We start from the raw sequence: 13,535 nt of genomic DNA, 5'->3' as shown, positions 1-13,535 counted from the left end.
TATGGAATATGTAGCAACGTTTTATTCTCACTTTGGGGCTATCCAATTTGAACAATTTTGTAAGCAAGTATCGATTGCGGTACACTTACAGCCTGTTCCACGTTGGCTTAGCTCATCATGTGGTACATGTGCAATTTTCCAAGTGGATCGATGCATTGTTGAAGACATTCCTGAAGATATTTTAGAAGATATAGAGCAGGTTGTAGAGAAACAAACAGAAGGATATAGAGAGATCTATAAAAGTAATTGAAGAGCTTGCAAACTATATCTCATATAAAGTTGATATTAGGCATACATAAACTTAGTCTCGAATAATGATAGATTCATTGTAGTTCGAAGTAGTTTGTGTATGCCTATTTTTATAGTAATGATTGCGAGTAACATATGATGTATATGGATTATGCATATATGGATGCTTAGTATCTGAGATAATTCATATGCCAAAATCTTCATATACATGGTACAATAAGGATATAGAGATGTTGGAGTCAGGAGGTATAAGTATGCTTATGTTTATGCAAGTGCAACAGCCTAAAACAGTAGAAGAGGCACATGCACTCATGGTGAAGCAAAAGATGGCACCTATTTTAGCAGGTGGTTGCTGGACACGATTGGGAAATCGTAAATGGCCTATGGTAATTGACTTGTCTGAATTAGGTCTCCGCTATATTGAGGAGGACGAAACGGAATACCGCATTGGTGCCATGGCTACACAGCGAGATGTAGAGGTGTACGAACCATTTAAAACATTCTGTAGAGGAGTGCTCCCAAAAGCTGTGAAAGATATTTTAGGTGTTCAATTCCGCAGTATGGCTACCATGGGGGGATCGGTAGCAGCAAAATTCGGTTTCTCTGATATTATTCCTGCCTTATTAGCATTACGAGCAGAAGTACGTTTGTTTGAAGCGGGCCGTATGCCGATAGAACAATATTTAACGTATGGAACAAGAGATTTATTACTTGAAATTATTGTGCCAAAACAAGAAGTACCCGTAGGGATTGAAGCATTACGGAAATCTACTTCAGATTTTCCTTATTTAACGGGATCTGCACGATTAGATGATCAAGGCTACTCGGTATATATTGGTTGTCGACCAGGTAAACCAGCATTAGCTGCGAAATCTTGCCAGATTATTAACGAAAAAGGATTGGACGCTTTGGATGAAGCGGTAACCTTGATTCAAGAGGATTTATCCTTTCAAAGTAACTCACATGCAAGTGCAGAGTATCGCTTAGAGATGGCAAAAAACATGTTTAAACGATTGGTAAAAGAGGTGGCACAATGGAAATAATGTTACAAGTGAACGGAGTGAAACGAAATATTCTCATCGAAACGGATGAAATGTTATTAGAAACATTGCGTAACTTAGGCTTTTACAGTGTGCGTTGCGGCTGTGATACAACAAACTGCGGTTTATGCACTGTATGGGTAGATGGTGATCCTATATTATCTTGTGCATACCCTACATTCAGAGCTGTGGGTCATGAAATCACTACCTTAGAAGGTGTAGCAGAGGAAGCTGCAGAATTAGCGGATTGTTTGGCTGAAGAAGGGGCTGATCAATGTGGCTACTGTACAACCGGTATGATGATGAGTGCCATTGCATTAAGCCGTAAATACCCAAATGCTACTGATGAGGAAATTAAAGCTTACCTAAACAACAATTTATGCCGTTGTACTGGTTATGAATCGCATATGCGAGGGATTCGTAAATTTTTAGGAGGCAAAACACTATGAAACATTTAGGACAAAGTTATAAAAAAACAGACTCCACAACGATTTTAAGTGGTAAAGCCGCCTATACAGAAGATTTTATTCCATCCAATGCGTTATGTATTAAGATACTTCGCAGTCCTCATGCCTTTGCTAAAATTGTGGATATTAATATTGATGCCGCTTTAAAAATACCTGGTGTGGAAGCAATATATACCTATAAAGACGTGCCACAAACTCGATTTACCTTAGCTGGTCAAAGTTATCCAGAGCCATCTGCGTATGATATGTTGATTTTAGATCAAGTGGTTCGCTATGTGGGGGATGAAGTAGCTTTAGTCGTGGCTGTGGATGAACGGACAGCATTGAAAGCTATGCCTCTTATCAAAGTAAAATATGAGGTCTATGAACCAGTCTTGGATATGCATACAGCTATCGATCATCCTAGCATCATTCACGCTGAAGATGACTTTCACTATAACTTTCCAGTAGGGGGAGATCCTAAGCGAAACATTGCTTGTTCCTATAGTCATGTAGTAGGTGACTTAGAAGCAGAATTGGCAAAGTGTGATTATGTTGTAGAAGAGTCTTACTTTGACCAAGCTACCTTACAATCGGCGATGGAAACTTTTAGGACCTTTGCTACCATAGACCAATTTAATCGTCTTGTGATTACAAGTTCGACACAGGTACCATTCCATATTCGTAGACATGTGGCGCATGCTTTGGGGCTTTCTGCGGCCCAAATTCGCGTTATCAAGCCTCGTATTGGCGGTGGTTTCGGATCTAAACAAACGGGTTGTACAGAAATGTTCCCAGCTTTTGTAACATGGAAATTGAAAAAACCATCCTATATCGTGTACGATCGTCACGAAGCGAATAACTGTTCCACTAGCCGACATGCAAGGGATTGGAAAGTTCGTGTAGGTGCCACAAAAGATGGTATTATCCAAGTTATTGACATGGTAGCTGTATCCGATGCAGGAGCACATGGTAGTCATGCGTTGACAACTTTCACAGCAGGAGAACATAAATCCTTGCCTCTATATAACAAAACGAAAGCGATTCGTTATGAATCTAATGTAGTGTACACAAACCATATGCCAGGCGGCGCGTTCCGTGGGTATGGCGCTACAGAAGCCTTGTGGCCGTTGGAGTGTGCCATTACGAAGTTGGCACATGCTATGGGTGTGGACGAAATTGATTTGCGCTTGAAAAATTTAATTGATGTAGGAGAAACTGCACAATCCTTCCATCCAGGAGAAGTGTTGGCATCTGGTCTATTGAAAGAAGCTATTCAAAAAGCGAAAGAAATGTCTAATTGGGATAATCGTCCAAAATCTTGGAAAATCGATGATCGCCATAGGGGCGGTTTAGGAGTAGCTCTTGCCTTCCAAGGATCGGGGATTGCCAATATTGACTCTGCCTCTGTAGAAGTGCGAATGCTTGATGATGGCACGTATATGTTATTTACTGGTTCTACAGATATGGGCCAAGGATCCAATACGGTATTGGCACAAATTGCTTGTGAAACTTTGGGCTGTCCCATGGATATGATGGTTGTCTATGAAGCAGATACTGACGTTGTACCATTCGATCCAGGCTCTTATGCATCGAGTACGACTTATGTGACAGGGACTGCTACGAAACTGGCTTGTGATGAGTTGAAAGAAAAAATCCTACAAGAATTTGGTCGTATCTTAGAAGTGGATCCAAGTACACTTTCCTTTGATGGGGAAAAAGTGTGGACTGAAGATGGTTCTAAAACGATGACTACTAAAGAGTTAGCACCTAAACTTGTATCAGGCCCGAAAGGACATTACTTGAGCGGTATGGCTACTTGGGGCAGTCAAACATCTCCGCCTCCTTTCATGGTGGGCATTGCAGAGGTGAAAGTAGACCTTGAAACTGGTAAAGTAACGCCTGAAAACTACTATGCAGTGGTTGACTGTGGTACTGTTGTCAATAGAAACCTAGCTACTGTACAAACAGAAGGTGGTGTTGTGCAAGGTATCGGTATGGCATTATATGAAGAAATTCGCTATTCTTCTCGTGGTGTGTTAGAAACAAACAATTTCATGCATTATAAATTACCAACACGGCTAGATACTGGTAATGTTCATGTAGACTTTGTGGAATCCTATGAACCAACTGGTGCTTACGGTATCAAATCCATTGGGGAAGTTGTTATCAATACATCTTGTCCAGCTATTCAAGGGGCTATCTTGAACGCTACTGGAGCAGAGGTCACTACATTGCCAATGATTCCAGAACGTGTGTATATGGCATTACAAAAAAATAAGTAGAGTAAGCAATAGGAGAGTCAAGATGAGTGATAGGAAGTACTGGGAGTCCTTACTAGAACCTGGCATACTTGCTGTCGTAGGGGCTGGTGGCAAAACAACTGTTGTATCTAAACTAGGTGCTGTGGCAGTCAGTCTAGAGCGACCAGTAGTGGTAACGACTACAACAAAGATGGGATCTGAACAAGTGGCTCCTTGGAACCCCTACTATGGGGATGACCTAACACTTGGTGAAACTCATATAGAACAACAATTGGCACAAGGACGGATGGGTTCTTGGTTTCAATCCGTAGCAGGCCATAAGGTACTAGGATTAGATCCAGAGTTGCTAGATAGAGTACAAGAGCGTCATCCAGATTGGTCGATTATCATAGAGGCAGATGGAGCGAAAACTAAGTGGTTAAAAGCCCCTAAACCTCATGAACCAGTGATACCGACTAAAACGGCGACTACCATTGCAGTAGTGAATATGCAGGTGTTAGGCAAACCGCTCACAGAGGACTATGTACATCGCATAGAAGAAGTACAGGCTATCATGGAGATTCCATTAGGGGATAGGATAACTCCAGAAGGAGTTGTGAGACTGCTACGACACGAGCAAGGTGTCTTTCAATATGCTCGGGGGAAACGAATCGTATTCTGTACAGGTTGTGATACGGTGGATTCAACAGTGGTGGATGCATTTTTACAAGCTTTGCAATCCCTTTCATTGCACAAAGTGGTGTTGGCTAATGGATATCGTGAAAATTGTTGTATACAAAGGATACTAACATGGCAATAGGATGTGTATTATTAGGGGCTGGACAATCGAAACGTATGGGATGTGCTAAGCAATTGTTGACCTATCAAGGACATACCTTACTAGAGAGTGCCCTCTCGAAGTATAGCAGGATACAACCTCTAGCGGTGGTTATTGATCCATGTATGGGTGTGGAGGATATGGTGTATAAGGTGCAGGGGATTCCTGTGCCTAATGAGCATCCACAATGGGGGCAGGGTACATCTATCCGATTAGGAGTAGAGGCCTTATTGCAATGGGAACATACACAGAAAGAACGTTTAGAGGCAATCGTATGTGGTGTGATTGACCAACCTCTACTGAATGTGCAAGTCATTGACGACTTGTGTAACACTTTCAGAGACATTGGCGACGAGAAAGCTATTGTACAGCCACAGCATGGACCGAACCAAGAACGAGGTAATCCCGTAGTATTTGGGAGATATTGGGCGGATGCATTACGCTTAATTCCTGGAGATATGGGAGGGCGTGTCATTTTGAGAGGTGAAGGAGCTCCTCATGTTACATATGTATGGCTTGAAAGGCAATGCACTATGCATAGTGGTATAGATGTTGATACGAAAGAAGACTATGACCGTATTGTGAGCGAAGGAGGACGTTATGAAACCAATGATTCTCATCCGTAGTGGTGGAGATGTGGCATCTGGCGCTATTTATCGATTGTGGCGAGCAGGGTATCCTGTGGTGATTAATGAAATTGCGATTCCTACCATGATTCGTAGAGAAGTGTCCTATGGGAATGCAGTGCATCGAGGGGAAATGATCTTAGAGCGATTGCGCTCACGTCATGTACCCTTACAAGATGTAGCGAAATTATTAGCTAGTCGGGAAGCAATTCCTGTGGTCACTGAGCCTTATGAAACAGTACTAACCACGATGAAGCCAACTATTGTAGTAGATGCCATTTTGGCGAAGCGAAATGTGGGAACTCAAAAAAGTGATGCTCCTTTAGTCATTGGATGCGGTCCCGGATTCAATGCTGGCAAGGATGTGCATGTTGTAGTTGAAACTATGCGTGGTCATACCTTAGGACGATGTATTTATGAAGGTCCAGCTTTAGCCAATACGGGGATTCCTGGCAATGTGGGAGGCTATACTCATGAACGAGTGATAAAGTCCCCAACGGAAGGTCTATTTGTAGCGAAAAGTCATATTGGAGATCAAGTAGAGGCGGGTTCTATCATAGGCTATGTAGAGGATGTACCAGTGCATGCAAAAATTAAAGGTACTTTACGAGGTATCTTAGCCTCTAATATATTAGTAACGAAAGGCTTTAAATTAGCGGATGTGGACGCACGATGTGAAGAGAGCCATTGCTTTACTATATCAGATAAAGCATTAGCTGTCGGCGGTGGTGTGATGGAGGCCATCACTGCTTGGGAATATGAGCAGATAAAGGAGTAGTACCATGAATCTGATTGATATTGCGCAAGAACGTATGGCAAAGGATGAATCATCGTTGATTGTAACGATTTTATCTGGAGAGCGACAAGGCGATAAAGTGATGTATAGCCATACTGGTGACGTGGTGTATGGCAATGCTATTGAAGGCTTTACAGTACCTCAAAGAATAGAACCACAATTATTTTCTGTTGAAGATATGGAATGTTTCCTACAACCAGTAGAAAAAGATCCAGAAGTTCTCATACTAGGGGCTGGTCACGTAAGCCGTTGTGTGGCTGACCAATTTTTATTCATTGGTTGTGGCGTTACCGTAGTTGATGACCGAGCGGAATACTTACAAGAACACTTTTTTGATTCTCGTGTAAAACGAGTGCATTTAGATTTTAAATCATTAAAGGATAATTTGAATCTTCATGCCTATACAGGCATAGTGGTAGTCACTAGAGCTCATGAGTTCGATAGTATATGCTTGCACCAAGTGCGTCATGTGTTGCCAACCTATGTGGGTGTGATGGGCAGTCAAAAACGTATTTTCCATGCTTTTGAAGTGTTGAAAGAAGAAGGTTGGACACAGCAAGAGCTAGATATGTTATATGGTCCTATTGGATTAGATTTAGGAGCCCAAACACCAGAAGAGATAGCACTTTCTATCGTAGCAGAATACATGGCGGTGTCCTATCGTAAACAAGGTGGTTTTTTATCGAAAAAGAGGTATGCACATGAAGTATGAGTTTATAGAATATCTACAACAACATAAGCAAGATACATTGGCAGTGACAACGATTTTACAAACTCATGGCTCTACACCACGTAAAGCGGGTACTACTATGATTGTGCATCCTGATGGATCTATTTTTGGCACCATTGGTGGTGGCCGTGCGGAAAATGAAATTCGTTTGAGTGCGGTAGATGCATTAAAAAAGAAAGAACGTTTTCGTCGTATTTATGTGGATTTGAACGATGATGTGGCGATTAAAGAAGGTATGGTCTGTGGCGGTAACATGGACGTACTCATCGAAACTTACCATGTATAACCAATAGGTTTACTAGAAAAAAATACTAATATAGGATACAATAAAAGGGTACATGCATGAGCATGTACCCTTATTTGTATTAGAAAGGATAGGAGATATTCTATGCTGTTTCAATTACAAACTACATTAGCCACATTACGGTTCTTAGATATCGTAGATATTATATTTGTAGCGACGCTATTTTATTGGTTATATCGTCTAGTTAAAAATACAAGAGCCTTAGGCTTATTAAAAGGTTTGGGCGTGTTAGTTGTTCTTAATATTGTGGCACACTTCATGGGTTTGCATACCATAAGTTGGATTATGCAACAAAGTGTGGCAGTCCTTATGATTGCGTTACCCATTGTGTTTCAGCCAGAATTACGACGCCTCTTGGAACAATTGGGTAGTGGTACTGGATTTTTCTCATCCCGTACTAAAATTTCTAAAGAAGAACTCACATCCATTGTGAAAGAAGTAGTCATTGCTTGCCGTAGTATGTCTCGTCGCAAGATAGGGGCTCTCATGGTCTTTGAAAGAAATATGAAATTAGACGTATTATCTATGCAAGGGACTCGTATTGACGGGCTCGTGACTAGTGAATTGTTGATGAATTTATTTTATCCTAAATCTCCTCTCCATGATGGAGCAGTGATTATTCGTAATGGTCGTATTGAGACTGCCGCAAGCTTACTTCCAGTAAGTCAAAATCGTGATGTGAGTAAAGAATTGGGTACACGACACCGTTCAGCCTTGGGGCAAAGTGAAGAAAGTGATGCCTTAGTGGTAGTGGTTAGCGAAGAGACGGGACAAATTTCTTATGCCTTAGGAGGGCAGATTCACCGTGGTGTCACAGAAGATACGTTGCGCACAGTTATGTTGTCCTTATTGGAGCCAACACCAAGTGCAGTCAGCTCTTTACTTAAGATAAAACGAGGTGAATCGAAATGATGCATTGGATAGTAGGATTAAAACATAATTGGGGAATGAAATTATTTTGCTTATTTTGCGCTATAGGCATGTGGGTGTATGTCATGAAGGATCAAAACCCTATCATTGAAATGACCTATACCGTACCAGTACAAGTGCAAAACTTGGATTCCAACTATTTAGTAGAAGGTGTACCTACGGAAGTGCGTGTCCATTTACGAGGACCTCGCAATGCTATCTTTGATATTAATCCGTCTGTACTGAAAGCCTATGTAAATTTAAAGAATGCTCATGTAGGACAGGAAAATATAGCCATTAACTTTACGGCACCTACAGGGACTTTCATTGACAGTATGACCCCTGAAAATGTGACCGTTACGGTGGATGAATATATGGTAAAAGAATTGCAAGTGCAGGCACAACCATTGGGGACAGTGCCTAATGACATTGCCATTAAAGAGTCTAAAATTATGCCTACGACGGTAACTATTGCGGGGCCAGCTCACCTTGTGAGCAAGGCTACTTATGCGGTGATTCGGATTAATTTAGATAAACATCGTGAAAGCTTTACTGAAGTAGGAGAAATTCTGCCAGTAGATACATCTGGAAATGTGGTAGAAGGTCTTACGGTTACACCAAAGGGAGCTCAAATTCAATATGATTTAGAGCGTATTCGTATGGAGAAAAAAGTACCTGTTCAAGCCAATGTAGTAGGTAATGTGCCAGTTGGATATACAGTGAAACGAGTGGTAGTGGAACCAAAAGAATTGACGATTGTAGGAAAAGAATCCATTTTAAATGGTATTGATGGAGTGAAAACCATTGATATTCCAGTCAATGGCGCTACAGGTAGTTTTACGGGGAACTATAGCTTTGTATTACCAGAAGGTGTGGCTACGTCGACAGACCGAGTTGTAGTAAAAGTAGAAATAGAACCTCATATGTAGGAGATAGTCATGTTACGTATCATAAATTTTCGGATACCCGTACAAGATGCTGAACGGTTAGAAGAATTATTGATTAAAAAATATAGCCCTTTACAAGGACGTATTACAGCGATTCATGTGGTACGACGGGCTGTGGATGCGAGAAAGAAACCGCATATTACTTTTGTGTACACTATGTTCTTAGAAGTAGACCAAGAACAACAATTGATAAAAAAATTAAGTCGGTATAAAGATATTACTTTGATGGAACCTGAAATGCCGGAACCTATTGTGCGTGGTACTATGTCTATGCAACATCGACCAGTGGTGGTAGGTTTTGGACCGGCGGGCATGCTAGCGGCTTTTTACTTAGCGCGAGAAGGGTATCGTCCTATTGTGTTAGAACGAGGTCAAGATGTAGACCAGCGTACCTTAGATGTAGAACAGTTTTGGAAAGAAGGTATTTTTAAACCCGAATCGAATGTACAGTTTGGTGAAGGTGGAGCAGGTACCTTTTCAGACGGTAAATTAACCACTCGTGTAACCCATCCAAGACTTCATGAGATTGCTACGTACTTTGTAGAATTTGGAGCTCCTGAAGAAATTTTATATAAACATAAACCTCATGTAGGAACAGATATTTTGCGCCACATGGTAAAAGCTATGCGACAGCAGATTATTGCATGGGGTGGAGAAGTTCGTTTTGGTGCACAGGTTACAGATATTGAAGTACAAGATCAAGTTGTAACCGGTGTTGTTATTAATGGAACAGAACGAATCTCTGCAGATATTGTGATGTTAGGGGTTGGTCACAGTGCGCGCGATACCTATCGTATGCTCTATGACAGAGGTGTTCATTTAGAGGGGAAGTCTTTTGCTATTGGTGTTCGTATCGAGCATGATCAAGATGTGATCGACACGTCACAATACGGAGTACATCCAGCAGATATTGGCTTAGGAGCTGCAGAATATTCCTTGGTGTATCACGATAAAGAGCAAGATCGTTCTTGCTATAGTTTTTGTATGTGCCCAGGGGGACAAGTTGTTGCCAGTGCCTCTGAAGAGGGTGGTGTAGTCACGAATGGTATGAGTTTATACGCTCGTGACAGTGGGATTGCGAATAGTGCGTTGGTGGTCACGGTAGGACCTCGAGACTTTGGAGATCATCCATTAGCTGGGGTGGACTTTCAACGAAAATGGGAAGAACAGGCTTTTATCGTGGGAGGTCGCAATTACCATGCGCCAATTCAGACGGTAGGGCATTTCTTAGGTCGTACAGAGACAAATGACGTACAACGTGAGGCATATAGCTATGAACCTGGTGTGACACCAGCAGATATTTGTCAATGCTTGCCGGAGTATGTGACGAATACATTAGCGGAGGCGTTGCCATATTTTGGGCGACGGATACAAGGCTTTGATGCGGACCATGTGTGTATGACTGGGGTGGAAACACGAACATCAGCACCGCTTCGCATCGTACGAGACGAAAATAGACTTTCACAGTCCACGAAGGGATTATATCCCATCGGGGAAGGTGCAGGATATGCAGGAGGCATCATGAGTGCCGCTTTAGATGGGGCAGAAACTGCCATACTAATTATGAATACATATGGCCCTTTGAAAGGAGATCATCATGAGTAGATTATTCGGTACAGATGGGGTACGAGGCTTAGTGAATGAATTTTTAACGCCAGAGTTGGCCTATCATTTAGGTCGCGCAGCGGCGTCTTACTTTGGTCAATCTGTAGATCGTCCAACGTTCTTAATTGGACGTGATACACGTATATCGGGAGGTATGCTAGAAAATGCCTTAGCCTCTGGTATCTGCGCTGTAGGTGGAGATGTGATTATTTTAGGGGAAGCACCGACACCTGCGATTGCTTATTTAGTGCGTCAGAAAGGATGTACTGCAGGGGTTGTCATTTCTGCATCCCATAATCCGTATCCAGATAATGGTATTAAATTTTTCGACGGTAATGGATTTAAATTGCCAGATGCTGTAGAAGATGAAATTGAAAAATTATGTACAGCTAGTGCAGACGATTGCTTGCCACGACCAACAAAAGGTGATATTGGTCAAATCTTCTACCATCAAGACTGGGTGGAAGAATATGTAAACTTCGTAGTATCCACTAGTGATATGCTAACTGGTTTGAAAGTAGTCTATGACGGAGCCCATGGGGCAGCTTCTTATGTGGGGCCTAAGATCCTTCGCCAATTAGGAGCAGAGGTAGTTGCTATCAATGTAACACCAACGGGTACAAATATTAACGATAATGCAGGGTCTACTCATTTAGAGGGCTTGCAAGAGGCAGTGCTAAGAGAAGGCGCTCAGGTTGGTATTGCCAATGATGGTGATGCAGATCGTTGTTTAATGGTTGATGAAAAAGGCCAAGTCTTAGACGGTGACCAAATTATGTTGCTTTGCGGTTTACACTTGAAAGAGCAAGGTAAATTGAAAGAGAACATGATTGTAGGCACAGTGATGAGCAATATCGGATTCCATAAGGCAGCTAAAGAATTGGGCATGCAAACATGTAGCACTGCTGTGGGAGACCGTTATGTGTTGGAAAAAATGCTAGCTGAAGGGTATTCGATTGGTGGTGAACAGTCTGGACATGTCATCTTCTTGGATTACAATAGCACTGGCGATGGTTTATTGACGGCAGTACAAACCTTATCCATTATGAAAGAAAAAGGAAAATCCCTATCTGAACTAGCTGGTTTGATGACGAAATACCCACAATTGTTGGTGAATGTACGCGTCTTAACTAAAGCAGGTTGGGAAACGAATACAGCCATCCAAGATGTTATTCGTGAAGCAGAAGAAGAACTGGGTGCTAATGGTCGTATCTTAGTGCGTCCATCTGGTACTGAGCCATTGATTCGCGTTATGGCGGAAGGTCCGGAGCAAGAACAATTGGATGAATTATGCCATCGTATTGGACATGTAATCCGCATTGAACAAGGAGAAGCCTAATGTTTCGGTTAGTGACGGATGAAGAAACCTATGAACAGGGAACTTGGCACGATGTAGAGAAGGTATTACATCAAATTGTAGCAGATGAACGCGTGTTCTTTAGTTTGTTTTGGGACACACCAAAAGAAAACTGCCACTTTGTCCAAGCTATTATGGATGAAGATCATCCAGATCAATTAAATTTGGAAATTGCTTTGGATATAGAGGGATATAATCACATGTATGTAAAACGATATGTCACTACAAAGTGGTGTATAGAGACTTTACAATCCATGGATAGAGAGAGTCGTATACCAGATGTAACCGATTGGGAGTTCATTGGAGCATTTCCACAAGGATAGACTTTTACATATACAAAAAGAGGAAAGTTGATAATTTTTAATCAACTTTCCTCTATTTTATTTACGGGCTATTTTGTTACAGTCCTATTTTGTTAGGAACTAGTTTGTTATATTTTTGCATAGTTTAGTTATAGATTATTCTGCAATCGGTGCTTGTAATAATTGATTGCCTGTATCCATGCCAACTGGAGCAGGACTTACCAAATATAAGCAAAGCACGATGAGGATGGTTAAACCGATGATTAACCAAGAGAATTTACCAGACTTACTGAATCCGTAGTATCCAAACATGCGGATACCGAAGGCACAACCAACGGCAGCAATTAAGGAAGCCAAGGAGAATTGGTTTTCTAGTACAAACAGAACCATGGTACCAGCAAAAGCACCGATTACTGTGACCATAGGCACAATGCGATCAAATGGAGAGGGGAAATTTCGTTTTACCCCATGAATATAGGAGGAGATTTCCAATCCGAATAGACCTAATAGTAAGGATAAGGATGGCCAAATAGCAGTCCAAGATTGACGCATAGCATAGCGATTAGCCCCTGCATAGTAAGCAAACCAAGTTAAGCCCAACATAGCAATCCCCACCAATAGGAAGTACCAAGTATCAGGAATATGACGGTATGCTAAGACACCAACAATAGTCCAACCAGCCGCAAGTAAGGAGGAAACTCCAATTTGTTGCAGGGTAGGACGCTCTGCTTGTGGAATGCGTTTGTATAAGGCTGCACCTAATTCCAAGATAAAGAAGAAAATAAATAAACCGATAGATAAGTGCGGAGATACGAGACTTAATCCAAAAGAGATAACAAGAGGGATCGCTAACTTCCAACCTGGAAAGAAGGTCAACTCTTTAAAATCTAATCGTACATCCTGTGTTTCTAAGGTGAATGTATTATACAAAGTGAATGTCAACATAAATGACACAACTTCTACTGGTGTAGCACCCCAATATAATAGGGTCGGTACCAGTAAGAATGAGATGGTAATCCCCGTAAACCGGGAGATAAACGCTGCTACGATACCTATCGTAAAGTAAGGTAGTAGGGCAAAGATATACTCCATGATGAACTCCTTTTCAAATAATGATAGACTTACTTTTAGTATACGTTACTT

General features: G+C 41.6%; 15 protein-coding genes. 14 read left to right on the top strand and 1 reads right to left on the bottom strand.

Annotation, left to right across the window (positions count from 1 at the left end; all coding sequences use genetic code 11):
• Position 1 precedes the first annotated feature (1 nt).
• The 14 genes from EO113_RS05255 (at position 2) to EO113_RS05190 (ending at position 12,413) form a co-directional block, all read left to right on the top strand.
• Positions 2–250, top strand: a complete 249-nt coding sequence (locus tag EO113_RS05255) for a DUF3343 domain-containing protein (protein WP_009353401.1) — start codon at positions 2–4, stop codon at positions 248–250.
• A 253-nt stretch (positions 251–503) separates the two neighbouring features.
• The gene (locus EO113_RS05250) at positions 504–1,292 is read left to right on the top strand and encodes a xanthine dehydrogenase family protein subunit M (RefSeq protein WP_127135723.1); all 789 of its coding nucleotides are present in this window, start codon (positions 504–506) and stop codon (positions 1,290–1,292) included.
• Positions 1,283–1,738, top strand: a complete 456-nt coding sequence (locus EO113_RS05245; protein WP_009353384.1) for a (2Fe-2S)-binding protein — start codon at positions 1,283–1,285, stop codon at positions 1,736–1,738. The genes EO113_RS05250 and EO113_RS05245 overlap by 10 nt, the downstream gene beginning before the upstream one ends.
• Entirely contained in the window at positions 1,735–4,020 is a 2,286-nt protein-coding gene (locus tag EO113_RS05240; RefSeq protein WP_127135722.1) for a xanthine dehydrogenase family protein molybdopterin-binding subunit, read from the top strand. The genes EO113_RS05245 and EO113_RS05240 overlap by 4 nt, the downstream gene beginning before the upstream one ends.
• Positions 4,021–4,042: 22 nt before the next feature.
• Positions 4,043–4,798 (top strand): selenium cofactor biosynthesis protein YqeC, encoded by a 756-nt coding sequence (gene yqeC, locus EO113_RS05235; RefSeq protein WP_062401606.1) that lies wholly within the window; start codon positions 4,043–4,045, stop codon positions 4,796–4,798.
• Positions 4,789–5,442: an NTP transferase domain-containing protein gene (locus EO113_RS05230; protein WP_127135721.1), complete on the top strand. Its 654-nt coding sequence runs from the start codon at positions 4,789–4,791 to the stop codon at positions 5,440–5,442. The genes yqeC and EO113_RS05230 overlap by 10 nt, the downstream gene beginning before the upstream one ends.
• Positions 5,417–6,220: a selenium-dependent molybdenum cofactor biosynthesis protein YqeB gene (gene yqeB / locus EO113_RS05225; protein WP_127135720.1), complete on the top strand. Its 804-nt coding sequence runs from the start codon at positions 5,417–5,419 to the stop codon at positions 6,218–6,220. The genes EO113_RS05230 and yqeB overlap by 26 nt, the downstream gene beginning before the upstream one ends.
• A gap of 4 nt (positions 6,221–6,224) precedes the next feature.
• Positions 6,225–6,950, top strand: a complete 726-nt coding sequence (locus EO113_RS05220) for an XdhC family protein (RefSeq protein ID WP_009353437.1) — start codon at positions 6,225–6,227, stop codon at positions 6,948–6,950.
• The gene (locus EO113_RS05215) at positions 6,940–7,254 is read left to right on the top strand and encodes an XdhC family protein (protein WP_009353318.1); all 315 of its coding nucleotides are present in this window, start codon (positions 6,940–6,942) and stop codon (positions 7,252–7,254) included. The genes EO113_RS05220 and EO113_RS05215 overlap by 11 nt, the downstream gene beginning before the upstream one ends.
• A 102-nt stretch (positions 7,255–7,356) precedes the next feature.
• Positions 7,357–8,184, top strand: coding sequence for a diadenylate cyclase CdaA (cdaA, locus tag EO113_RS05210; RefSeq protein ID WP_009353264.1), 828 nt, complete (start codon positions 7,357–7,359; stop codon positions 8,182–8,184).
• Between the two features lie 83 nt (positions 8,185–8,267).
• Positions 8,268–9,110 (top strand): YbbR-like domain-containing protein, encoded by an 843-nt coding sequence (locus EO113_RS05205; RefSeq protein ID WP_164726336.1) that lies wholly within the window; start codon positions 8,268–8,270, stop codon positions 9,108–9,110.
• A 9-nt stretch (positions 9,111–9,119) separates the two neighbouring features.
• Positions 9,120–10,733, top strand: a complete 1,614-nt coding sequence (locus EO113_RS05200) for an NAD(P)/FAD-dependent oxidoreductase (protein ID WP_127135718.1) — start codon at positions 9,120–9,122, stop codon at positions 10,731–10,733.
• Complete coding sequence (gene glmM / locus EO113_RS05195; RefSeq protein ID WP_062401625.1) at positions 10,726–12,072, top strand: phosphoglucosamine mutase; 1,347 nt, start codon at positions 10,726–10,728, stop codon at positions 12,070–12,072. Before EO113_RS05200 ends, glmM begins: the two co-directional genes overlap by 8 nt.
• Complete coding sequence (locus EO113_RS05190) at positions 12,072–12,413, top strand: hypothetical protein (protein ID WP_127135717.1); 342 nt, start codon at positions 12,072–12,074, stop codon at positions 12,411–12,413. The genes glmM and EO113_RS05190 overlap by 1 nt, the downstream gene beginning before the upstream one ends.
• Before the next feature lie 135 nt (positions 12,414–12,548).
• Here EO113_RS05190 and EO113_RS05185 read toward each other — a convergent pair whose 3' ends face one another.
• Positions 12,549–13,484, bottom strand: coding sequence for a hypothetical protein (locus EO113_RS05185; protein ID WP_127135716.1), 936 nt, complete (start codon positions 13,482–13,484; stop codon positions 12,549–12,551).
• Positions 13,485–13,535: the final 51 nt, after the last annotated feature.

The organism is Veillonella sp. 3913, assembly GCF_003992235.1.
GTDB lineage: Bacteria > Bacillota > Negativicutes > Veillonellales > Veillonellaceae > F0422.
Note: the sequence above shows the minus strand (reverse complement) of the source record. Positions and strands in the feature narration are given on the sequence as shown.